Source organism: Ferrithrix thermotolerans DSM 19514, assembly GCF_900128965.1.
Lineage (GTDB): Bacteria > Actinomycetota > Acidimicrobiia > Acidimicrobiales > Acidimicrobiaceae > Ferrithrix > Ferrithrix thermotolerans.
In genome coordinates this window covers 19,571-43,465 of record NZ_FQUL01000002.1, presented here as the reverse complement: position 1 = coordinate 43,465, position 23,895 = coordinate 19,571, and the positions used below count along the sequence as shown (strand labels likewise).

The window sequence follows — 23,895 nt, the reverse complement described above, 5'->3', positions numbered from 1 at the left end:
TTACCTTACGCCCCTTGCAAGAACCTTAGCCGCTACCTCGACGTCTGATGCATCGTTGTAGAGATGGAAGGTGATACGGGTCTTTCCAGCTCTTACAGAGGTCTGGATATTTGCAGCCATGAACTCTTCCAGAGGTGTGTCTGTCTTTAGACTAACAATAGCTGAGTTGGATGATGCTATACCAAGTTCGGATCTAAGGAGATTTGCTAGATGAACGTTGTGCGCCTCTATGGCTTCGGTTCCGATCTCCGAGAGTAGTGCTAAGGTAGGCGCAGCGGCGTAGTAGCCAAACCAATCGGGAGAGACGTTGTATCTCCATGCCTGTTCGCTAAGCCTTAGGGGTGACCCATATATAGACGTCCAAGGATCTGTGCCTGCATACCATCCCGCGTTGAACGGCTTTAGCCAACCCTGGGCTGACGGACTAACCGCCATAAATCCTGTGCCTCTCGGTGAACATAACCACTTGTATGCGCTAGCGGCTAGTACATCGAAGCGATATCCGGGAATTTGTTTCCACCCCGCAGCTTGTGTAAGGTCGAGGTAGCTTTTGATACTGTGTTCTTCGCAAAGACTAGAAAGTATCTCCAAGTCGACCACTCGACCGTCCGCACTTTGAACGGCACTTACCGCTACTAGGTCTACCTCCTGTGTCATCGATTCATAGAGTCTTTCAAGTGGAACGACTCTTAGCTTTAGTCGACCTAAATCACCCTGAACAAAAAACGGAAATAAAACAGACGTAAAGTCTTCTTCGGCGAGGAGAACGGTTGAACCTTCAGGCAAAGATCCAGCAACCATGGCGGTTGTGATCGATACTTGTGGGACGATTGCGCAGTTGACTGCTTCTACACCGACGAGTTCGGAGAAGTGTGTCAGGGAGTTCCTAACCGAAACGTCGAAGTCTGGGGTATACAGGGTTCCTTCCTGCCACCCCTTTAGGACCTCGTCCATCTTCTCTATCGCTATCTTTGGAGGGAGGCCGATGGTCGCCGTATCTAAAAAATGACCATTAGGTGTGAAAGCGTCAGAGAGACGTGTCTCGAGCGAAGCTAACTTAGTACTTGGATCGACGGAGCCGGAGGTTTGGCTTGTTGTCCGTCTTGATGTATTCGGTGTCATGCTACACAGCGTATTTGAAGGCAACGGATTCCCGTGTTGTATATTCCGAAGACATCTGTCACGCTAGAAGCGCTTATGGTTTCAAGAAGGCACTCGTCCCTGCTTAGATGGATCTATTGGACGAGTATCTTCCTGCATGGGTTATGAGGTTACAACGTGGTGCAACGACCGGTCAATCTGATACAACAACTCCAACTTAAACTTTATCTCGCAAAGCTAGATTTTGTAACAGAGACCATGCGGAAAGCTCAAGGTCGCCCTTGCGCAAAGGGTGTCTTTGGATAGGGCGCTTTCCTCACCAGGAACTTATTTGCTACACCTTTGAAACCACTGACGATATACGACACGGTTCACCCTTAGAACGAGGAGAATATAGGTATGGGTGAAACGCCAAGAACAGAAAACTAAAAAAGAAAAGACCCATCGACGCTTTTGACGACGAATTCCAAAAAGAGACGCACTCAGACTCCTAGAGAGCTAAAACCTGTCCCTGAGGCAGGTAGCTGAGGATCTTGGCATCTTGTAGGCAACCCTATCGAAGAAGGCTCGACAAAGCCTCTAAGGAGCACAAAGAAGCGGGGGGCACCCCAGATCAGGATGCGGAAATCCGTCGGCTTTCCCAAGGTGAAACGAGCAGCTCAGAATGGGATGTGAAATCTTACAACGATTTTCGCACCGATTGGGTAAAGGAGACCGGCGAGAGTTGATCTACCAGTTCATTGATATCCAGAAGGCCGAATTTCTAGTCTCAGTGCTCGATAGAGTGTGTCAGGTCTTACACTCTATTTACTACCCCATGGACAACAAAGGGTGCCAAGTCCATGAGGCCGTCTGTAGGGCCTGTGAAACGCTCAAAGAGCGCGTTCTAGAGGCCTCCCGGAGCTAACACAGGGGCATCTATGGGGCACCAAGGCTCACACATGAGCTCTAAGTCCGTGGAATCGACGTTTTGGTTGCTACCGTGGACCGCCTGATGGCTGAGCTTGGTATTGAGGGGGCTTGTGGATCGCCTAAATACCATCGGAGACGAGGCCTGATCGTCATGTAAGAAAGAGCGATGATCTTTCTTATGCGGAACTTCAGCGTTGATGTACTCGACATGCTCCAAGCTCAGCGACCTGACCTACATCTGAAACCTTGGAGGGGTGGCTCTATCTGGTTTTGATCATGGATGCCTGTTCGAGGAGGATTGTTGGTTACCAGATGAGCGATGCGATGGACACTTCAGTGTTCGTCGATGCCCTTAACCAGAGATAAGCCGTCAGAGGCAGAGCACTTTTGCCCGATACCATCTTCCACTCAGCGTCCATGGCTCCTAGTACATAAGTGACGACTTCGCAAGAAATGTTGAGACTTGCTGACATTACCCAATCGATGAAAGCGGTTGGGGATAGTTTTGACAACGCTATGGCGTAAGTCTTTGTGGGCGTCACTCAAAAAGGAGCTCGTCTACCGAAGCGAATTTAACACACGAGAGGAGGCAAGAACCGCAATCTTTGAGGGGATCTAAGTGGTACAGCTGTAAGAGGCTTCATTGGAGCATCGACTATGTATCGCCGATGCAGTTCGAACAAGGGGCTATGATACAGGCCGCATGGGTAAGCGGGGTTCAGTGTCTCATTTGGTGAGCAAGTCCATCTTAGCTCTCATCGCTTTATGGACTAATCCTAAGATGACCTCAAAGTGAGATAGATGGATAGCATTACTGCTGCCCCTCCCAGGATCAGATGGGTCGAGATGCGCTCACCTAACAATGTTGCTCCTCCGAGAGCGGAGATGAGAGGTATTGCGTATAAGGTAACGCCCTGTATCTGAATAGATACCTTGTTAGCAGCGTAGTTCCACATCATCATTGCGGCAACTGTTGCAAGGAGAGCGAGAGCCAAGATGGTGGCTGCTGCCTGTAAAGTGTGCAGTTCAATCAGAACATTTAGATGGGGCTCTGTGAGGCCGACAACGCTGGCTATGGCCAGAGATCCCACTGCGGTGCTGAGTAGCGAAAACCTCTCATACCCCACCTTCTCTATGGTATGGTGGCTAGCCGCAACAAATATAGACCAGGAAAGCGCGGCGATAAAGGCTAGGAGGACTCCAAGAGCGTTTACTGAGCCAGAGTGAGAAGGCGTTAGTGATATGAAAGCCACGCCGGCGAGTCCAAGTGCGAGAGGGACCAGCCGCAATCTGAGCCTCTGGCGATCTTTGGCGACTATGTAGGTAAGCGTTTGGATGAGAACCGGCTCGAGACCCAACACAACTCCGCCGACATTAGCTGCTAACCGATCGAGCGCTGAGGTTATGAAGAACTGATAGCCTGTTACGCCAATCAGGGATAGCAGGGAGATCTTCGCGTAGTCCCAAAGCGACAGCGTCCCAGTGCGACCTTGGAGAAAGAGAAGTGCGATTGCGCTCGCAACGAAGGTTACTGTAAAGCGTGCAAATAGGAGAGTGCTTAAGCTTACGTACTGCAGTGCGTACTTTGTGCCGACCGGCGTAAGTCCCCACATGACTACTGAGAATGCGAGGGCTGCTCCCGGTATGTTCTTTGGTGCTAGCTTCAATCCGTTTTAACTCTTTCGCTGCTAATCTCATTGAGCCGTCTCTCTGCACCTAAAATGGCAATGCCATCTCTCTTGAAGTAGAGCTTCCGTTTATCTTCCTGCATATGCTACCGTCGCAAGGTGTGTTATGTTGTAACCCATACGACCCTCTACAAGGTCCGTGGATCAACTTGCGAGTTTTGTTTGTGTTCTGCTGTCTGTTTCTTGTTGAGTATTTGCATCTCTAAAGCTTTGGAGGTCTCGTCTACTTTTGGGGCTTGCAGCTAAGAAGTTTTAGTATCATAGGTGAAAATAGGTGAAGATGGTTTGGAACTAATAGGCGAAAGAGATGGTTGTGAGCGGATTTAAGAAGTTTATAATGCAGGGAAATCTTATAGATCTTGCGGTTGCGGTTGTCATAGGCACTGCCTTTGCTGCGCTAGTCAAAGCATTAGTGGTGGACTTCATAACTCCGATCATCGGGATATTTGGCAATAGTGCCAACTTTGGCGCCCTTTCCTTTAGCGTCGGCCACTCCAAGTTTTTCTATGGAAACTTTGTCAACGCCGTAATTACGTTCATCATCACGGCGGCTGCTATCTACTTCATCGTCGTTGCTCCGATTCTCAGGCTGCAGGCCCGAAGAGCGGCAAAGACCACGGAAACTCCTTCCACCAAGACCTGTCCAGAGTGTCTTTCGGTGATACCTCTGGCAGCGCGCCGTTGTTCATTTTGCACCTCTGTGCTCTCTGAAACATCCTCAAGCTAGATTGAAATGCCCACTTCCCGCAAAACTTCAGGCTCCTATTCCGGTTTCCTTATCGACCTCTAGATGGTGGACTCTATGCTTTGGCTTGGCTAATTCAATTTAGATATCTACTTCCTCGGTGTCCTCTGCTTCTTGCGACGTCCGAATGGGAAGATCTGAAAATATATTAGGAGGGTCTACCCATAGAGGTGGATGGTTGGCGTCGTTTATGGCGCGCCATACTCTCTCTGGAGTGCATGGCATCTCTATGTGCCTGATACCCAGATGGCTCAGTGCGTTGACGACTGCGTTTTGGACTGCAGGCGTAGCTCCAACGGTTGCTGACTCTCCAATACCTTTTGCCCCTAGTGGATTGTTTGGTGAGGGAGTTTCGGTTCGGTACGTAGCAATGTTTGGGAGTTCGCTAGCTGCAGGAATTGCGTAGTCGGAGAAGTTGGTGGTTAGGGGTGTTCCGTCACTTTGATATTGGAAATGCTCGTAAAGAGCCTGGGCTATGCCTTGTGCAGCTCCCCCGTGCTGCTGACCCTCGACCAGTAGAGGGTTTATGACCGTGCCACAGTCGTCTACGCAAAAGTGTTTCAGGGGAGTTACGCGTCCGGTCTCTAGGTCTACTTCAACGACGGAGAGATGGGCCCCAAAGGGGAAGGTTGGACCGGCCGAGGTGAAGTCGAACTCGGACTTTAGGTCCACGCCCTCCTCGTCGGCTAGCCTATAGATCTCACGCCAGTTCAACCTTGAGGATGGGACCCCCTTGACCTCAACGCCACTGGCTACAACCGTTAGATCCTCTTCGGCGACCTCAAGTCGTCTTGAGAGAACCTGGAAAGCCAACGTCTTTACTTCTGAGGCTGCCTTTGCGACTGCGGAGCCGCCGAGCTGCAGGGATCTGGAGCCGCCGGTTCCGTTTCCTCGTGGGACCAATGCAGTGTCGGATTGCACAAAGTCGATGTCGCTGATCGCCACCCCCAACTCTTGTGATACCAACATGGCGAAGGCGGTTGCATGTCCCTGACCGTGAGATGAGGTTCCGACCTTTATTTGCGCCCGCCCATCTTTCTTAATCTCGACGTCGGCGAACTCTCCTGAGCCAGCAGCGGTGATTTCGACATAGGTAGAGACTCCAATACCAAGGAGTTTGGAGCTACCTTGGTCTATGCGACGCTGCTGTTCTTTGCGGAGCTCTTCATATCCAGCGTGGCTAAGTAGTGTATCGAACGCCCGCTCATAGTCCCCAGTGTCATAGACGACCCCAGTTTTCGTTGCAAATGGGAACGAGCCCGGCTCGATGAAGTTGTTCTTTCGTATCGCTATGGGATCGATACCGAGTTCTTGAGCGGCGATGTCGATAAGCCGTTCCAAAAAAGCAGCCGCCTCGGGGCGGCCTGCACCTCGGAATGCTCCTACTGGCGTAGTGTTTGTGATCACCGCTGCGGCGCTATAGGCGACCTTTGGAATATCATAGACGCCTTGACTCATGGTCCTGGTGCTTCCTAGAACCAAACCACCGCCAAAACCACCGTAGGCTCCAGCGTCTCCGAGCATCCGACATCTCAACCCTGTAATTTTGCCATTTCGGGTGAGACCCATCTCAACGTACTGCAACTGATCCCGACCGTGTGGCATCGCTACCATATTCTCGGAACGGCTCTCAACCCACTTCACGGGTCGCCTCAGTCTCATCGCACATGCAATGGCGACGATGTGTTCGGCCGTCACCCCAGCCTTTCCTCCGAAGCCACCACCTACATGGGGAGCCACCACACGGAGCTGACTATCTTTCAATCCAAGTATTGAGGCTGCTATGGACGCAAATTGATGAGGCATCTGTGTCGAAACCCAGATATTTACTAGTAGATCAGGGTCGTTGATGAGTGGATCTACGAGTATTGCGTTGCCTTCCATTGAACACACGGCGACCCGTTGATTTACGATTCTGGCTCGCACAACTACATCGGCCCCATCCAGGGCGTGTTCAAAGCCCTCGTCACGGTAGCCTCTAGCCACGTTTCTTGGTGCTCGATGATCCAGCTGTGGAGCCGCCTCTGACACCGCCCTCTCTAAACCTATCACAGGCTCCAACGCCTCGTAACTTACCTCTATCGACTCCATGGCATCTAAGGCAGCTTCTTTTGTGGTGGCAACTACCGCTACGATAGGTTCGCCGACGAAGTTCACTTGTGTCTTAGCCAGTGGTGGGCGCCTTATCTCTTCGTTGAGAGGGAAAAAGGAGTGGTGCGCAGGTAGGTCCAGATCGGACGCTGTGTAGATTGCAACAACTCCGTCGTGTTGTAGGGCATTTTCTATGTCGATCGATGCGATGTTGGCTCTAGCAAGAGTAGAGCGGAAAAACAATAGGTGCAAGGGGTCGGTTGCGTCTATGTTGTCGACGTAACGTGCTCCTCCAACCAAAAGCTCTGGGTCTTCAACTCTTTGTACTCGGGTGCCTATGATCGAAGTGGTCATTACTTCAGCCTATTAGCAGTGATGGATACTATGTTCACGAAGCATCTCGTCGATCACCTAGGCGAGGTTCTGCAGCCAAGGCGTAAAGGTATCTCGCCCACCTTAATGCTGTTTTGGAAATCTTGCACTTTGTCAAGACGTCTCTAACCCCTTTTGTTCGATAAACCTTGCCTTCAACTCTCGTTTTTGAATCTTGCCCGTGGCTCCCCGGATGAGTGGCTCCTTCGAAAATAGATAGAACTCGGGAACTTTGAAGTAGGCGAGACGAGTCTTTAGGAACTCACTTATCTCCTCCTCGCTGAGCGTTTCTCCATTTTTAACTGAGATCCAGGCCGCTACTCGTTCGCCGAGTCGCTCGTCAGGCACGCCAAAGACGGCTACTTCATTGACGGCCCTATGCTCGTAGATAGCGCCCTCTACCTCTATGCTGTAGACGTTTTCTCCACCTCTTATGATTACGTCCTTGATTCGGTCTTCGAGGTAGAGGTATCCATCTTCGTCCAGGTATCCCACGTCTCCGGTGCGAAGCCATCCCTGAGGGAAGGAACTTTCAGTCTCGGCCTCTTTGTTCCAATATCCTCTTACTACTGGGGCTCCGTAGAAACAGATCTCTCCCGAGGTGCCTGGTGGCAGTGTCTCTCCTTGGGGCGATACGATCTTTACCTCCATGATGGGCAGGGATCTCCCAGCCGAAGAAGGTTTATGCCTGAGCTCTTCTCCTGCAATTCCCGGGCCGAATGCATTTGTCTCAGTGAGGCCGTAGCCGAATCCAGGAGTTGCTGTACGCAGCTCTCCGGATAGGCGGTCCACCAGCTTTGGTGGTACGGGGGATCCTCCGCCACCGATACTTTCGAGGCTCGAGATGTCATATGTGCTGTACTTTGCCGCTTCGAGGATATCCCAGGACATCGTAGGGACGCCAACAAAGTTGGTTATCTTGTTCCTCTCGATCATCTCTAGAGCGTCTGCAGGATCCCAGTGATGCATAAGCGATAAGCGGGCGCCGGTTATAAATGAGGTGAGCATTACGATACAGCCAGTTATGTGAAACATCGGAACCCCTATCAGGACACTCTTAGGAGTTGACGGTTGATCCTTAGATGGATATAACGCTTCGTTGACGCTGTTGCGAAGAGCGAACCCGAGTAGGGCTGATACTGTGGATCTGTTAGTCGAGACGGCGCCCTTTGGTTTTCCGGTTGTGCCTGAGGTATACAAAATAGTTACATCGTCGTCAATGCCGACCTCTGTGCTTTGAAGGTCGATTGGTCCCTCTGTAACATCGGAAAAGTCAATGGCTCCTTCGGGGATAGACCCGTCGTCTGGAACCGCTATCACCTGCAGCTCACTTAGAGGTTGTAAGCCACCGATTACCCTTCTTGCTCGTTCTGTGTCGCAGATTACCACCTTGGCTCCCGAGTCCTTTAGTCCATAGGTCAGTTCCTCCGCTGTCCACCAAGCATTCAGGGGAACAACGACGCAGCCCAGCGATACGATTGCTTTGAAGCAGATCACCCACTCCGGAAGATTCCTCATAGCGATTGCCACTCTGTCACCAGGCCTGACGTCGAAGTTCTTCGCCAGGGATGTTGCGAGGGTGTCTGAAAGCCTAAAGACGTCTTCGAAACTCAGACTACGGTACTTGTACTCTAAGAATGGTGCGCCAGCGTACCCTCGAGCCATCTCCAACAGTTGGTTGAGGCTCGTGGGCGTATTTTTGAAGACCGTCATGACCCTTCCTCTTACCGTTGCGGTTGTAAGTTCGAACCGCTGTCCTGGTGCTGTTAGCTGCTCGACCACCTCACTGTAGCTAGACAATTTTGCTCCTTCATCTATCAGCGCCTTACATACGATTCTTGCCTATCTGACTGTCCAGTTTTATTCAACTCTGCTAATTTCAAGGGTTGTGTAAGTAAACAGGGAGGATCGGAGTGGAGTTTGACTTTAGCGATACGGCACAAAGATATCGGGAGAAGTTAGTGCGGTTTTTAGAGTCATCGGTCTTCCCGGCGGAGTCCGTGTACAAGGACCAGATGGATAGATCCGGCGATCCTCACGGACATCCCCAGATCATTGAGGATCTCAAGACTGAGGCTCGTTCTCTCGGTCTTTGGAACCTGTTTCTTCCGCACAAAACCAAGTGGACCGATGGACTATCCAACTTGGACTACGCTCCCTTAGCTGAACTTTCGGGAATGAGTTTTCTGGCCCCAGAAGCGATGAACTGTTCGGCTCCTGACACTGGCAATATGGAGATTCTTGCGGCGTACGGGACTGAGAGACAAAAAGAACGGTGGCTCGCACCTTTGCTGGAGGGAGAGATTAGGTCTTGTTTTGCGATGACTGAGCCAGCTGTGGCCTCTTCGGACGCCACTAACATCGAGTGCTCAATTCGACGAGACGGTGACGAGTATGTGATTAATGGTCACAAGTGGTGGATCTCTGGGGCGGCCTCGTCAAGGTGCAAGCTTGCGATTGTAATGGGTAAGACCGATCCGTCTGAGTCGACATATAGACAGCAGTCGATGATTCTGGTTCCGATGGATACACCTGGTGTTCGGGTCCTAAGATCACTTCCGGTCTTTGGATATAACGATAGAGAGGGTCACTGTGAGATCCTCTTTGAGGACGTACGTGTTCCAAGAGAAAACCTTCTTGGTGAGGAAGGGAGTGGTTTTGAGATCGCTCAGTCTCGATTAGGGCCAGGCAGAATACACCACTGTATGCGTTCTATAGGTGCTGCGGAGAGAGCTTTAGATCTTATGTGTAAGCGGGCCCAAAGTAGGACGGCTTTCAAGAAGCACCTAAGTGAGCAAGGTGTTGTGCAGAATTGGATAGCGGAGTCACGAATAGAGATAGACCAGGCACGTCTACTGACCCTTAACGCCGCCTACCTAATGGACAAGGTTGGAAATAAAGGTGCACGTATCGAGATATCTGAGATCAAGGTTGTCGCTCCAAACGTGGCACTAAAAGTAATCGATCGTGCCATTCAGGTTCACGGTGGGGGTGGGGTTTCAGATGACTTTCCGCTGGCCACGATGTGGGCACACCAAAGAACCCTACGCTTAGCTGACGGACCCGATGAGGTTCATAAGATGACTATTGCTCGAAGAGAGCTTGCACGGCACGTAAGCGAAGCTCCTTTCTTTCATGGAGATGGATCAAGACTTTGATGGTCCCGTCAACTAAGTTCTCTGGCGGTGACTCTGGGGCCAATCCTTTGTCAGGATTCACCTAAGGCGAATTTTATTTGGCCTTGCGTCGGAGACCAAGACGTGGGTCGGGTTCGTACGTCCAATACGTATTGTTGAGTGCAACTGCAACATATATGGCTGAACTCAGTGATCATTGTTGTCTATTTATTGGTTGGATAATTTACTCTAAATGGTTGATCAGGTCCCGGTAATGTGTGATACACTTCCGAGGAAGGTTCTATACGTAGAAGATCGAGGACACGGGGAGGAATCGTGAACGACGGCCCTGCACAAAGAGACGGAGTCGTATCGATAGAAAAACTCCGCAGCGATATAAAAGCGGGTATTATCGACACCGTCACTGTGGCTATCGTAGATATGCAGGGGAGGCTTACGGGTAAGGAGATCCAGGCTGAGTTCTTTCTTGAGGAGATAGTAGAGCATGGAACCGAGGGCTGCAACTACCTCCTAGCTGTAGATGTCGATATGAATACCGTTCCCGGATACTCAATGAGCTCTTGGGAAACCGGTTATGGAGACTTCGTCATGAAGCCTGATCTAAAGACTCTGCGATACCTTCCATGGCAACCCAAGACTGCCTTCGTTCTCGCAGATGTTGTGTGGCTTGACGGTGAGGATGTGGTAGTTTCCCCACGTCAGATTCTGAAACGTCAACTTCAGCGGCTTAGAGATCGTGGACTCGTTGCGATGTGCGGTACCGAACTGGAGTTCATCGTCTTCAATGACACGTACGAAGAGGCTTGGAAAAAGGGTTACAGGAACCTTGAACCGGCAAATCTTTACAACGTTGACTACTCTATCATGGGAGTCAACAGGGTCGGCCCACTGCTGCGTGAGATAAGGCTTGCCATGACGAAAGCTGGTCTGTATGTGGAGTCCGTAAAAGGAGAGTGCAACCTCGGTCAACATGAGATCGCATTTCGATACGCAGAGGCTCTCGCTACCTGTGACAACCATGTGCTATACAAACTGGGGGCGAAGGAGATCGCTGCGAGCTTTGGTAAGGCCCTGACTTTTATGGCCAAAGTTAACCAACGAGAAGGATCCTCTTGTCACACCCATCTCTCTATCAGGACAACGGATCAAAAAATGATCATGGCAGATGCGGACAACCCTTCAGAACTCAGCCTTTTTGGAAGGCAGTTTCTGGCAGGACTTCTAAGCCACCTAGAAGAGCTGACTCTGTTCTTTGCGCCAAACATCAACTCTTACAAGAGATTTGTCGAAGGGTCGTTTGCGCCGACTGCGATCGCCTGGGGAAGAGATAATAGAACCTGTTCTATGAGGGTTATAGGACACGGAGCGTCTCTGAGAGTGGAGAATCGTGTACCAGGTGGTGATGCAAACCCTTACCTGGCTATAGCGGCTATGTTGGCGGCCGGTATGGATGGCCTGGATAAAGAGATGAAACTCGAAGATCCTTTCGCTGGTAACGCGTACGTCGCTGATATTAGGCGGGTCCCTGCAACTATGGATGAGGCACTAAGGCTCTGGCAAGGTTCTACCTTCGTAGCCGAAGCCTTTGGAGGCGAGGTAAAGGAACACTATGCAAATATGGCGAGAACAGAGATCACTGCTTACAGCCGGGCTGTAACTGACTGGGAGCTTTATAGAAGCTTTGAGAGGATGTAACTATGTTTGAAGTTGTAAGCCCCGTTACCGAAGAGGTCATAGCTGAGGTTGAGGCTCTGGATGAGTTGGCTACATCACAAGCGATTGAGAAAGCGCACGAAGGCTTTCTTTATTGGCGAGCGTTGCCTCCAGGCAAGAGGGCCGAGTTGCTCCGCCGCTTTGCAGGTAAGGTGGAGCAAAACATTGAGGAACTAGCGTTGCTCGAGGTGAGAAACTCTGGACACACGATTGGGAACGCCCGGTGGGAGGCGAACAACGTCAAGGATGTCCTCCACTACTACGCCGGAGCGGTGGAACGGCTTACAGGCCTTCAGATCCCCGTTCCAGGTGGGGTTGATATGACTTTCAAAGAGCCCGTGGGCGTCGTTGGTGTGATCGTGCCATGGAACTTCCCTATGCCGATAGCTGGATGGGGTTTTGCTCCAGCCCTGGCCGCCGGCTGTTCCGTCGTATTAAAGCCTGCAGAGATCACCCCACTCACTGCGATGAAGATAGCTGAGTTGGCTTATGAGGCAGGAGTTCCAGAGCACGTCTTTCAAGTTCTTACCGGTTCGGGGCGTGTAGTAGGGGAGACCATAGTTACACATCCCCTGGTAAAGAAGGTCGTCTTTACTGGATCTACGGAGGTAGGCGTACGTATCCAAACGCTCGCAGCTCCTCAGATCAAACCTGTGACCCTTGAACTTGGTGGAAAGAGCGCAAACATAGTCTTTGAGGATTGCGACCTTGAAAAAGCCGCTTCCTCCGCTCCGTATTCAGTCTTTGATAACGCAGGGCAAGACTGCTGTGCTCGTTCACGGCTACTGGTTCAAGACAGCGTCTTCGATGAGTTCATGGATATCTTTGAAAAGGCCGTAAAGGCTGTAAAGGTTGAAGATCCGTTCCTTGACACCTCGGAGATGGGGCCGCTTATATCCTTGTCCCATAGAGAGAGAGTTGACTCCTATGTTAAGGAGTCTGATGTCCTCTTTAGAGGTAGTTGTCCTACAGGTAAAGGGTACTGGTACCCACCAACTGTACTAAGGACCGATGATCCCAAGGTTCTAAAGGAAGAGATATTTGGGCCGGTAGTTGCGGTGCAGACCTTTAGGAGCGAAGAAGAGGCGATAGCCCTTGCAAATGATTCGGAGTACGGACTATCGGGTTCCATATGGACCTCCAACCTAGGTAGAGGGTTAAGGGTCTCGCAGGCAGTTGAGTCGGGGAATCTGTCTGTGAACTCACACTCCTCCGTGAGGTATTGGACACCCTTTGGGGGATACAAGAGATCCGGTCTCGGGAGGGAGCTTGGCCCTAACGCAACCGATGCGTTCTGCGAGATCAAAAACGTCTTTATTAGTACCGAGATATGAAAGGTTGAGATGGCAATCTCACGTTTTGATGAGCGCGTGGCAGTAGTAACCGGCGGCGCTAGTGGAATTGGAAAGGCAACCGTAGCCAGATTCAAAGAAGAGGGCGCTGAGGTAGTCCTAGCCGACATGGATGAGATTAACGGACCAAAGGTGGCCGATGAGTTGGGGGCGACCTTCATCCATGTTGACGTATCAGACAAGGACTCGGTAGACGCGATGGTAGCTAAGACCCTGGCTTTGTTTGGCAAGATCGATGTGGCGTTCAACAACGCAGGCATCTCTCCACCGGAAGACGACTCTATCTTGGTGACAGACCTAGATGCCTGGCGGAAGGTTCAAGAGATCAACCTCACCTCGGTTTATCTATGTTGTAAGGCAGTGCTTCCACCTATGCTTGAGCGCGGTAAAGGAAGTATCGTAAATACGGCGTCCTTTGTTGCCTCCGTTGGTGCGGCAACCTCCCAGATCTCCTATACCGCCTCTAAGGGTGGTGTTCTGGCCATGACTAGGGAGCTCGGCGTCCAGTTTGCGCGCTCTGGCGTGCGAGTAAACGCTATCAGTCCCGGTCCTATCGCCACACCTCTTCTGATGGAGCTTTTTGCAAAGGATCCCGAAAGGGCGGCGAGACGGTTGGTTCATGTTCCCATGGGCCGCTTTGGAGAACCCGAGGAGATCGCTGCAGCTGTGGCGTTCTTAGCTTCTGACGACGCGTCGTTTGTAACCGCTGCAAACTTCCTTATCGACGGAGGTCTAACTGGAGCCTACGTGACTCCCATCTAAGGACCGCAGTCCGGCGCCTATCTTATCCAGCAAATAACAGCGAATAAAAAAACGTATGTGCCTAAATGGAAAGTTTTATCCATCTTAATGGGTCTTGTTGAAAGGATTTATTTACTTCAAGACCGTTACTGTCTCTAGCTGGTGATCTAAGCTCTAAGTGAGCAGATAGTCCTTTAGCGCTCATGAGAGCTAAGTATTCGGGTTTGCCTAGGAGCTAGGACACATGAGTGCATCTGTCTTGACAACTAGGGACTATTGCTCTGTACCTCATAGATGGTGTTGGTGAGTAGGTTTCATAGTGGCGCGAGGTGTTTCTTTTTAGATTTTCATGGGAGGAGACGGATTGACCCTCGAATCTATTTGATCAGAGCGATCTTACATATGGAGAGGGGAGTGATGACAGTGATTCTAGAAGATGACTTGCGATGCCAGCAGAACTAGATACTTCGTGAGCGTTGACCCGAGCTACGACAAATCCTCGTACTCTCTCAAGCGGTCCCATCAGAAGGCGATCATCCGGTGTAAATGCAGGATATCCATTGAAGACCGATCTTATGCCATATGCTCGATGCCTTCCACAACGCTGCAAAGGTTTCTATGAAAATCGCGCGGTACGTCATGAGCGACCTCTGAATCTTTATCTAATTGCCTCTTGATCGAAGGCGGATACCACTTCAGACTCTACCTTCCATCCGCCGCAGAGTATCGAGTTCATCTCAGACCTAACGTAAAGACGGAGATCAGGTATGCGGAGCACCAAAAGATTAGAGTGCCACTTGGGTAGGGGTGTGGTAATGAACTACTGGTGCTGTATTGGGACGACGGGAAGATCGGCTCCCACAAGAGATGTGAATCCTCTGGCCAGGCGCTGCACAGTTGATTACGGTTTCTGTCGCTACCGAAGATGATAGAGTCTCAACTCCAACTACGGCTTCGTCTTTCAGGTGAATGCAAGTGACATAGCTGTAAGAGGCTAAAGTGACTCCGAAAGCGTTTGCTTCTGCAAAATATGAGTTTAACAGGCTGTTCGGCTGTAGATAACCGTCGGTCGGACGCCACTATGTAAAAGATACTTGTCCATCTTTAGCTGAGGCATCATGTCGCTCGACGGCCTCCGGCCAAGACACTCTACCTTAGGCCCCAACAAATGGGCTATCTCAGGCATATGCATGAACTCTAGGTCCCTAGAGTATGTCAAAGATATGCGAGTAATCCCTGTTAGTCTTCGATCGGGATCTGACCCTGTCTCCTTCTTCAGCTGTGAGAACGTCCTTACTGGCCCCAACGCTAAAAGCGTCCGCACCTTTGCAGAGCGAATCTGACCTATATGTCCAGTAGCCTGAGCCGTGGTGAAGGTTGCTGCTTGAAAGCGCTCAAGTATCTAAATGTCTCTAAATCCGGCTCGAGCAAGATAAAGGACGCTCGCACACCCAATCGCTCCGGCATCTATGGTCGTAATTGAGCTGTCGTGTTCGTTGGACATGGGCGTATCCTTTATGCTTTTAGGTCATTTACATGTAATACTGATTTATGTACTTCTCGCCCTCATCACAAAAGAAAGTGATGACCGTCTTTAGGTCTGGCTCTTTGTCCATTAGCTGCTTTGCAGCAAGAAGATGAGCTCCTGAGGTTGGACCTACAAATATGCCGTAGTCTCGTGCCAGGCGCTTCATCTCGACTATGGCGTCCTCGCTATTGACGGTTACCACCTCCGACACAACATCTATGTTGCGCTTTAGTATCTCTGGTACAAATCCGTCTGATATCCCCTCCATGAGGTGTTTACCGATCTCCCCACATAGTATGGTGCAGGACTCATTCGGCTCTAAAGCTACTACTTTGCAGTTTGGATTTATGCTCTTGAAGTATCGCCCAACTCCTACTATCGTCCCTCCGGTGCCGATTCCGCCAACGACGCAGTCGGGAACCACTCCTTCTGGCAGGTCTCTCACGATCTCTGGACCGAATATGACCTCGTTTTCTTCTATGTTCCACTCTGACTCGAACTGAGAAGGAGAGAAGTGGCCAGGGCGAGATCCAAGTTCCTTAGCTAAGGTAAGGGCATCGTTGACATGGAAGTCTCCCACGGTGACCACCTCGGCGTTGAAGGCCCTTGACATTGCAAGTCTTTCTGGACTCATGTTATTCGGCATGACTACGATCATCTTGTAGCCCTTCACTGCGGCTACCATCGATAGAGCGTTACCCGTGTTCCCGCTGCTGGCTTCGACTATTGTATATCCCGGCTTTAACAATCCCTCTGCTTCAGCTCGCTCTACCATGTACTTTGCAATGCGAGCCTTGATGGAGCCTGAGGGGTTTAGGTACTCCAACTTTACCCATACTCCTTCTATGTTGACCAAAGGCGTGTTACCTACAGCGTCTAAGATTGTGCCTATTCGCCCGCTTGATGCGGAGCTACCTTTGCCTTCTTTGGTCCCTAAGGAGTTAGTAGCTGTGTATGTGGTGGTCATCCGTCTCTCCTTTGCTTATCCGTGCACTTAGGTTACAGAGTTCATCGAACCCTTGAGTTTCCTGGATCGAGTAGTGGCTCGTTAGACACCTTTCCCGGAATCCACTCACCGAATATAAAGACCTCTACCTCTGTTCCATCTTTTGCAAGAGAAACGGGCAGGTATGCGTAGGCAATCGAGTGACCCACGCTGTAGCCGATGCCTCCGGAGGTCACTCTTCCTGTGATGTTACCCGCACTTCGGACTGGCTCGTTCCCAAGTACAACCGAGTTGAGATCCTCGAGAACTAAGCAGCACAGTTTCTTCTCGAGGCCCTTCTCTTTTGCTCGCATGAGCGCATCGTAACCCATAAAGGTGTCCCTGTCTCCCAACTTGACGCAAAAGTCCAAGCCCGCCTCGTATGGATTTGAGTCTGCGTCGATATCGGCCGCCCAAGCTCGATAGCCTTTTTCAAGACGCAAAGAGTCGATGGCACGATACCCGCCGACGGCAACTTGATGGTCTTTGCCAGCCTCTATAAGTGTCTCCCAAAGCGTAAGGGCGTACTCTGTCGGACAGTAGAGTTCGTAACCAAGCTCGCCGACGTAGGTGACTCTAAGGGCTCTCGTTGGAGTGTCTCCTACCGTGATCTCCTGGAAAGACATGTACGGGAAGGATTCGTTGCTAAGGTCTGTGGGAGTGAGGCGTTTGAGAACATCCCGGGACTTCGGACCCCAAAGAGCGATACAGGCGTACTTAGAGGTAACGTCTTCTAGGAAGACCGAACCGTCCTTAGGCATATGCTTGCGAATCCATCCAGCGTCATGGGAACCAAAGGCTGTCCCGGTTACGATCATGTATCTGTCTTTTTCAAGAGCAGTTACCGTGAAGTCGCTCTCGATTCCACCTCTGCGGTTCAGCATCTGTGTGTAGGTGATTCTTCCAACACGCCCCGTCACTTTGTTGTCACACATCATGTCCAAGAACTCGGTAACGCCAGGCCCAAAGATCTCAAACTTGGAGAAGGATGACTCATCGAAAAGACAGAGCCTCTCTCTGGTTGCTAGGTGTTCTTTGGCTATTGCAGAGGACCAGTTTTCTCCTGCCCATCCTCTTGGTCTCATATGTTCATAGAAACTGTCCTCATTGCTTGCGTAGTAGTTGACACGTTCCCAACCTGACTTTTCGCCAAAGACAGCGCCATGGTCTTTGTGCCAATCGTACATGGGTGATCGCCTAAGAGGACGACCCGCTTTACGTTCTTCGTTGGGGTAGCGGATGTCGTAGTACGTCTCATAGTTCTCCGTGACGCGCTTTAGTGTGTAGCTTGGTGATCTGTACTGGCGTCCAAATCTGCGCACATCCATCTCCCAAAGATCCATAGAGGGTTCGCCATCGAGGATCCACTCCGCCATAACCTTGCCGATTCCGCCGGCTCCGGCTATTCCGTGAGCACAGAAACCGGCAGCTACGAAGAAGCCCTCAACCTCTGTTTCACCCAAGCAGAACTCGTTGTCTGGGGTGAACGCCTCTGGTCCGTTGATGAGCTTGCGAATCTCTACATCGGCCATCTTTGGAACTCTGATGATCGAGTTCTTGGTTATCTCTTCGAATCGTTCCCAGTCTTCGACCAGCAGTTGGCCATTGAAGTCTTTGGGTATCTCGTCGACTAAGGAACTATTGAGAGAAAATGGCTTTGAGTGTCGCTCGTAACCTCCCATGACGAGACCCTCCCCATCCTCTCGAAAATATACTAAGAGATCCGGATCCCTCAATGTGGGAAGTCGCTTGCTGTTGGCGTCTTCCCTAAAGCCAGTTGTAACCAGATACTGGTGCGACATCGGAACGATCGGTACTCTGACGCCTGCCATTCGAGCTATCTCAGCCGCATACATTCCACCTGCGTCGACCACGATCTCAGCTTTGATCGTTCCCCTGTCGGTTACGACGGACGACACCTTGTTCTCGTCGACGCCGATCGAAAGTACTCGTGTTCTTGTTAGTATTTCCACTCCCCTTCCTCTGGCGACTTTTGCAAATGCGTAGGTTAGCTGGGAGGGATCCAGGTATCCGTCGGTAGCGAGGTAAGTGGCTCCGAGGATACCCTCAGGATTTACAAGTGGAAACATCTCCTGTACGTCCCTTACCGTGATCTCTTCGAGAGGAAGTCCAAATGTCTTCGCCCATCCGACCTGTCGCTGCAGCTCCTCGAGGCGGGCGGGTGTGCTAGCTAGACGGATACCTCCACTTTGCACCCAGCCTGGATGCAGATCCGGATCTTTTGCCAACGTTCGGTACAGCTCCGCAGAGTACATCATCATCGCCGTAAGTGTTACCGATGACCGTAGTTGACCCACTAGGCCTGCGGAATGAAAGGTTGAGCCGTTGGTTAGCTCGTCACGCTCCAATAACACAACGTCGTTACAGCCCATCTCCGTTAGGTGATATGCGATAGACGTTCCTCCTACGCCGCCGCCGACTATTACAACTCTTGCGGCGGTTGGAATATCAGAGTCAGGCACTCGGGCTCTCCTTTGTGTTGTTAGGTTGGTAAATATCGGTTCTTTGGTCTACTATAACGCATTTGCGTAGCTATGTCTCAAAGAGATCTAACTCCCTGTGAAAAGATATACAGTACCCACTTGGCTTGGGAATTCGAGGTGAATGCTAGAGGTGTTGGGGTGCCTGGTTCACACTCGCCAAGATAGAGAAAACCCTGACTCCCGTCAATTGCAAAGACATTTGGTTGGATTTCTGTGGCAATTGTGCATAAATGGTTGGTGATCGCTGATTCGCCGGCGTCTTAGGTACTATCCTTACTAGTACTTTAGCTTCGATCGTGCCAACAGGCAAAGGATTGGGGGATCTGATGAGCGAGATTGACTTAGATGCTACTGTCCCAGCGAAGGTAAGTTCTATTCTTCAAAATGTTTTCCCCGGTGGTGTAGTTGTGACCTCCTGTACCCCTCTATCAGGCGGCCTTACCAATATGAACTACAGAGTTAGCACAGACATTGGGGATTTTGTAGTCCGGGTCTTTACCGAGGAGGGATCGCTGCTTTCAATAGACAGAGAGCGCGAGTATCAAAACTCAAAGGCAGCCTATCAATCAGGCGCAGGTGTGGAGGTTCTTGGGAGGTCCCTTGAGCCCATGGGGCTAGTAGTGAGGTACCAAGATGGGAAAACTCTGTGCCCATCTGATCTTCATAACTATGAGGTTCTAGCCAAAGTGGTCGACTCATGTAAATTGTTGCACAGCGGTCCGACATTTGTCGGTCGATTCGATATGTTCGAGGTGCAACGTCAGTACCTAAAGATCGTGCAACAGCGCGGTTTTCGTCTTCCAACAAGTTACCTGAGCCACGCCGATCAGGTGAGTCTGCTTGAGAAGGTGATGAAGTCGAAAGAAGAGAACCTGGTTCCCTGTAACAACGACCTCTTGGCAGAGAACTTCATCGACGATGGCGAGCGAATATGGATTATCGACTACGAGTACTCCGGGAATAATGAGCCTAGTTTTGAGCTGGGCAACATCTGGAGTGAGTCAAACCTGGATGCAGATGCGTTGGACGAGCTGGTAAGGCTGTATTGGGGCCCCAGAGCAAGCAGAGCCAAGGTGGCGCGAGCTAGAGCTTGGGGTGTTATGTCGAAGTACGGTTGGACACTTTGGGCCTCCATCCAAGATGCTGTTGCGGAGATCGACTTTGACTTTTGGCAGTGGGGTATGGAGAAGTATCTGAGGGCGGAGGAAGAGCTAAAGGATCCCTCTTTCCAAGCACTTCTACAGGATCTTTATGAGTAGATATAAGTGTTCGAACGCACATCGCAGATTGTTTAGTAAGGGGATGTAGTGGCTGTAGACGCAGTTATCTTTGACTTCAATGGAACACTCTCTGACGACGAAGGGCTTCTTTATCGACTCTTTCAGGAGATTTTCGCAAGACGATTTGGCTTTGACCTGAAAGAGGAGTTCTACTTCGATCGGCTTGCGGGACTCAGCGATTATGAGATCGTGTCCAGTCTCCTTCATCTGCTTGGGTCCAATGATGACTCTGTTAAAGAGATGGTAGTGAAGGAAAAGGTAGAGCTTTACCAGGCGGCGGTGAGAGAGTCTCCTTGCATATACGAAGAGGTAGTGCGTTTTGTGAAACAGGTAGGGGAGTATGTGCCTGTTGGCGTGGTGACTGGAGTTGTACATGAAGAGGTAGATGTGGCTTTAGATGCTGTCGGTCTCTTGGAGTCCATGAGCTTCGTGATTGCTGGCGACGATGTGACCTGTGGTAAGCCGGATCCCGAGGGCTACATGAAAGGACTCCGATGCCTTGACGCCTCAGTACAACCGTGTAATGTCGTGGTTTTCGAGGACTCGATGCCGGGACTAACTGCGGCGTGGGCCGCTGGCATGAGACCGATAGCAGTTCTCGGGACGCTTTCAAGTAAGCAACTTCCTGCTTTCGTGGAACTAAGCGTTGCCCGTATCTCACTGCAAAACTGCTCTTGGCTCTTTGATGAGCTAGTGATACGACGAGATAAGGTCTAAGTCATGACGTGGGCGTGCGTGCAGATCTAGCTGGAAAACTATTCTCTATTACGTACTGTATTTGGTTTATGGTGTGAAAACTTTCTGAAATTGGTTGACCGAAGTGTTAATGCATCGTATAATTCCTTCAACATCGTAATAAAACATATAAGTGTATGAGTAAGGTCTTGCATATCCAACGCTATCCACAGTTTCAAAACTTCACCACGAGGTTCCAAGTTTGAGGGGTCAAAGCGATGGTGCGTGCAAGATGTCAGTCTTAGAGTTAGGTGGGGAATGGAAAATACAGAGTTATCTCAACATCATCTCGATGCCCAAGATCTAGCGAAGTTCGGATACCAACAGAAGTTGCATAGGTCTCTTGGAACCTTCTCCGCGTTTGCTGCAGGGTATAGCTACATCTCGGTCCTTACAGGAATGTTCGAGCTGTTCGGTTTCGGGTACGGTTTCGGCGGACCCCCGATCGTATTTATGTGGATATTTGTATTCTTGGGCCAGATGGCAGTTGCGTATTGTTTTGCTGAACTAAGTGCGAGGTTTCCAATAGCTGGATCGGTTTATCAATGGTCCAAGCAGCTTAGCAAATCGGCTGTTGCGTGGGTGACGGGGTGGACGATGCTGATAGGGTCGGTAGTGACCTTAGCAGCGGTAGCTATTGCACTACAGATAGTTCTACCTCCTGTGTGGTCCGGATTTGAGGTCTTTAAGAACACCTCTCAAAACGCTGTCTTCCTTGGGGTAGTAATCTTGACCATCACAACCATTTTGAACGCAGCTGGGGTTAAGGTGATGTCAGTTGTAAACAACATCGGAGTAGCGGCGGAGCTAATTGGAGTTACTCTCTTTGTGATCCTATTGGCCCTTCATGTGCACAATAGCCCTTCGATCTTCCTAAAGACCGAGGGAACCGGGCCTGGCCTACCTGGGTACTCAAGCTTTGGCTATGGAGCTGGACTTATTTTGGCGATCATAATGCCAGCGTACGTGATGTATGGATTCGATACGGCTGGATCTTTGGCGGAAGAGACCAAAGATCCTCGCCGCAGAGCTCCAAGGGCGATAATAACATCTCTCCTAGCCGGTGGAGTAGGTGGATTGCTTATTTTGATCTTTGCCTTGTTGGCTTCCCCGACTTTAAATCCTGCAAAGCTTGGAGCTGGTGGTTTGCCTCTAATAATTGAAGGGGCCTTAGGTTCGGGACTCGGAAAGCTTCTGCTCATCGATGTTGCTGTTGCTATCTCTGTATGTGCCTTAGCGATTCAGACTGGGACGATCCGCATGACCTTTACGATGGCTAGGGACAACAACCTACCCTTTGGATCGAAGCTAGCGCACGTGTCCGCTAGAGCACAAAGCCCGGTTGTGCCTTCAATCGTAAGTGGATTGTTAGCGGCGCTTATATTGCTGGTAAACATTGGAAAGCCACAGTTGTTCACCATCGTCACGAGCGTCGCCGTTGTGCTGGTCTACATAGCGTACTTCCTCGTCACAATACCCCTGCTCTCCAAGAGGCTGAAGGGATGGCCGGCGGATCAAGGAGAAGGCGGACTGTTTTATATGCGGGGCTGGGGGGTTATTGTAAACGGATTCGCTGCCATCTACGGTGTGGTGATGACCGTAAATCTGTTATGGCCAAGGTCCGTGATCTACGGTCCTGGTAACGACGCTTGGGGCGGCGTTATCTTTGTAGGCGTTGTGCTCGTAGCGGGACTTGTTTACTTCAATACCGTGCAGAGACACAAGAGCGGAGTTTTGGAAGAACACAGGGCGAGCTAAAGCACTAGATGTCTAATCCCTATTTAGGTGGATAGGCTTCATCGTTCTTTACAACGATGATCCTTCAAAGTGGATAAATGATGGACTACGTAGCGACCGCTTTAGGATCCGCTACGTAAGTCCTTGTAGCGGCGGGCGATCTTTCGTATGGTTACTTGGGTGCTAAACCTGAATGGCGATTACGCGCTATGTTGTTTTGAGATGGCTTTCGATAAGCGCTTTTGAGATGAAGTTATGAGGTGCTAGCGCAGGGTTCACCATGGATACTGTATCTCGTGTTGTTAGCTGCTGTCTTGCACGCAACATGGAACCTTTTGGCCAAGATTATCCCCGATCAGGTTACTGCATTTTGGCTTGTGAATATTGCAGTTATCCCTTCTGCTGCAGTCTTGTTGTTGTTCTTCAAGATCCCCAGTAACTTTCCATGGGTCTTATTGCTGATGTCTTCTGTAATTCATCTCGCATATAACCTCTTTCTCCTATCCTCTTACCGACAGGGAGATTTGAGCAGGACGTACCCAATAGCGCGTGGTCTTGCTCCACCCTTGGTCGCACTTTTTGCTTACCTCATACTCGGGGAGCGACTGTCGCTGTTGGCCGCAAGCGGCATTATTTTGGTGGTCGTAGCTCTTTCCTCCCTTGCTTTTGAGAGGGATGGCTACTTTGCGCCAAGGGGGAACGGAGCCGGTTACGCAGTGCTAACTGGTGGTGCTATTGCTGGATACTCCTTGATAGACGGAGTTGCCTCGCGGTCGATCGCAGATCCCTTAACCTACGTGGCAGTGCTAATGGGAGTTGAAGGAACCTTGGTAGCTGTCGTGTTGTCGGCTGTCCGACTTCGTTCCCCTATAAGAAGAGTTCCTAAAGGACGAGATGTTGCTTTAGGGTTGACAGCAGGTTCAATATCTGTAGTTGCATATGCGATTGTGGTCTGGGCGCAGAGTCGTGTGGCTCTGGCGGAGGTGTCCGCTCTTCGAGAGAGTAGTGTGGTCTTTGCATCTCTTTACGGAGCGTACATCTTAAAAGAAGGGTCTCTTCTACGTCGTCTTTTAGCGGGGCTGGGAGTGGCGGTAGGCATTGCACTCATCGTCTTGGGGTAAAACATCGAATCACTCTCATAGACAGACTCATCCTCTACGAAGACCAGCATGTTTCTAGTGCGGAGTCGGTCAATCAGTGATTGATGTTTTGGTTCATGCGACAAAGTAGGCTTCTCTCTCGGACAATGGGTAGGTGGGCGGATTTGGGTCCTT

At 50.6% G+C, this 23,895-nt stretch carries 17 protein-coding genes; 10 read left to right on the top strand and 7 right to left on the bottom strand.

Going from position 1 to position 23,895, the window contains the following annotated elements; translation table 11 throughout:
- Window positions 1–1,122, bottom strand: coding sequence for an aminotransferase class V-fold PLP-dependent enzyme (locus BUA24_RS00965; protein WP_084660042.1), 1,122 nt, complete (start codon window positions 1,120–1,122; stop codon window positions 1–3).
- Window positions 1,123–2,506: 1,384 nt separating this feature from the next.
- Between BUA24_RS00965 and BUA24_RS13265 the strand changes: the two genes are divergently transcribed.
- Window positions 2,507–2,632 carry an IS3 family transposase gene (locus tag BUA24_RS13265; protein ID WP_143146312.1) on the top strand — a complete coding sequence of 42 codons (126 nt, stop codon included), beginning with the start codon at window positions 2,507–2,509 and terminating at the stop codon, window positions 2,630–2,632.
- 157 nt (window positions 2,633–2,789) lie between these two features.
- On the opposite strand, the gene BUA24_RS00950 is transcribed toward BUA24_RS13265, so the two are convergent.
- Window positions 2,790–3,680, bottom strand: coding sequence for a DMT family transporter (locus BUA24_RS00950; RefSeq protein WP_072787855.1), 891 nt, complete (start codon window positions 3,678–3,680; stop codon window positions 2,790–2,792).
- A 328-nt stretch (window positions 3,681–4,008) separates the two neighbouring features.
- Between BUA24_RS00950 and mscL the strand changes: the two genes are divergently transcribed.
- The gene (mscL, locus tag BUA24_RS00945) at window positions 4,009–4,428 is read left to right on the top strand and encodes a large conductance mechanosensitive channel protein MscL (RefSeq protein WP_419187290.1); all 420 of its coding nucleotides are present in this window, start codon (window positions 4,009–4,011) and stop codon (window positions 4,426–4,428) included.
- Window positions 4,429–4,527: 99 nt separating this feature from the next.
- On the opposite strand, the gene BUA24_RS00940 is transcribed toward mscL, so the two are convergent.
- Together BUA24_RS00940 and BUA24_RS00935 are read right to left on the bottom strand one after the other, a co-directional pair.
- Window positions 4,528–6,891 (bottom strand): xanthine dehydrogenase family protein molybdopterin-binding subunit, encoded by a 2,364-nt coding sequence (locus tag BUA24_RS00940; RefSeq protein ID WP_072787851.1) that lies wholly within the window; start codon window positions 6,889–6,891, stop codon window positions 4,528–4,530.
- A gap of 132 nt (window positions 6,892–7,023) precedes the next feature.
- Complete coding sequence (locus BUA24_RS00935; protein WP_084660041.1) at window positions 7,024–8,709, bottom strand: class I adenylate-forming enzyme family protein; 1,686 nt, start codon at window positions 8,707–8,709, stop codon at window positions 7,024–7,026.
- A gap of 113 nt (window positions 8,710–8,822) precedes the next feature.
- Between BUA24_RS00935 and BUA24_RS00930 the strand changes: the two genes are divergently transcribed.
- The 4 genes from BUA24_RS00930 to BUA24_RS00915 all read left to right on the top strand — a co-directional run bounded on the left by BUA24_RS00930 (window position 8,823) and on the right by BUA24_RS00915 (window position 13,873).
- Window positions 8,823–10,067: an acyl-CoA dehydrogenase family protein gene (locus BUA24_RS00930; protein ID WP_084660040.1), complete on the top strand. Its 1,245-nt coding sequence runs from the start codon at window positions 8,823–8,825 to the stop codon at window positions 10,065–10,067.
- A 294-nt stretch (window positions 10,068–10,361) separates the two neighbouring features.
- Entirely contained in the window at window positions 10,362–11,741 is a 1,380-nt protein-coding gene (locus BUA24_RS00925; protein ID WP_072787847.1) for a glutamine synthetase family protein, read from the top strand.
- A gap of 2 nt (window positions 11,742–11,743) precedes the next feature.
- Window positions 11,744–13,093, top strand: a complete 1,350-nt coding sequence (locus BUA24_RS00920) for an aldehyde dehydrogenase family protein (protein WP_072787846.1) — start codon at window positions 11,744–11,746, stop codon at window positions 13,091–13,093.
- A gap of 9 nt (window positions 13,094–13,102) precedes the next feature.
- Window positions 13,103–13,873, top strand: a complete 771-nt coding sequence (locus tag BUA24_RS00915; protein WP_072787845.1) for a 3-oxoacyl-ACP reductase — start codon at window positions 13,103–13,105, stop codon at window positions 13,871–13,873.
- A 1,381-nt stretch (window positions 13,874–15,254) separates the two neighbouring features.
- Here BUA24_RS00915 and BUA24_RS12770 read toward each other — a convergent pair.
- The 3 genes from BUA24_RS12770 to BUA24_RS00905 all read right to left on the bottom strand — a co-directional run bounded on the left by BUA24_RS12770 (window position 15,255) and on the right by BUA24_RS00905 (window position 18,848).
- Entirely contained in the window at window positions 15,255–15,356 is a 102-nt protein-coding gene (locus tag BUA24_RS12770) for a ThiF family adenylyltransferase (RefSeq protein ID WP_218587378.1), read from the bottom strand.
- A gap of 28 nt (window positions 15,357–15,384) precedes the next feature.
- The gene (locus BUA24_RS00910) at window positions 15,385–16,272 is read right to left on the bottom strand and encodes a PLP-dependent cysteine synthase family protein (RefSeq protein WP_072788031.1); all 888 of its coding nucleotides are present in this window, start codon (window positions 16,270–16,272) and stop codon (window positions 15,385–15,387) included.
- 116 nt (window positions 16,273–16,388) lie between these two features.
- On the bottom strand, window positions 16,389–18,848 hold the full coding sequence (locus BUA24_RS00905; protein WP_072787844.1) for a GcvT family protein: 2,460 nt from the start codon (window positions 18,846–18,848) through the stop codon (window positions 16,389–16,391).
- A 347-nt stretch (window positions 18,849–19,195) separates the two neighbouring features.
- Here BUA24_RS00905 and BUA24_RS00900 point away from each other — a divergent pair, with 347 nt between their 5' ends.
- The 4 genes from BUA24_RS00900 (at window position 19,196) to BUA24_RS00885 (ending at window position 23,742) form a co-directional block, all read left to right on the top strand.
- Window positions 19,196–20,128 carry a choline/ethanolamine kinase family protein gene (locus BUA24_RS00900; protein WP_072787842.1) on the top strand — a complete coding sequence of 311 codons (933 nt, stop codon included), beginning with the start codon at window positions 19,196–19,198 and terminating at the stop codon, window positions 20,126–20,128.
- Window positions 20,129–20,176: 48 nt separating this feature from the next.
- Window positions 20,177–20,866 (top strand): HAD family hydrolase, encoded by a 690-nt coding sequence (locus tag BUA24_RS00895; protein WP_072787840.1) that lies wholly within the window; start codon window positions 20,177–20,179, stop codon window positions 20,864–20,866.
- 276 nt (window positions 20,867–21,142) lie between these two features.
- A complete protein-coding gene (locus BUA24_RS00890) occupies window positions 21,143–22,642 on the top strand; it encodes an APC family permease (RefSeq protein ID WP_072787838.1) in 1,500 nt (499 codons plus the stop codon).
- A gap of 239 nt (window positions 22,643–22,881) precedes the next feature.
- Window positions 22,882–23,742, top strand: a complete 861-nt coding sequence (locus BUA24_RS00885; RefSeq protein ID WP_084660038.1) for a DMT family transporter — start codon at window positions 22,882–22,884, stop codon at window positions 23,740–23,742.
- The last annotated feature ends 153 nt before the right edge of the window (window positions 23,743–23,895 follow it).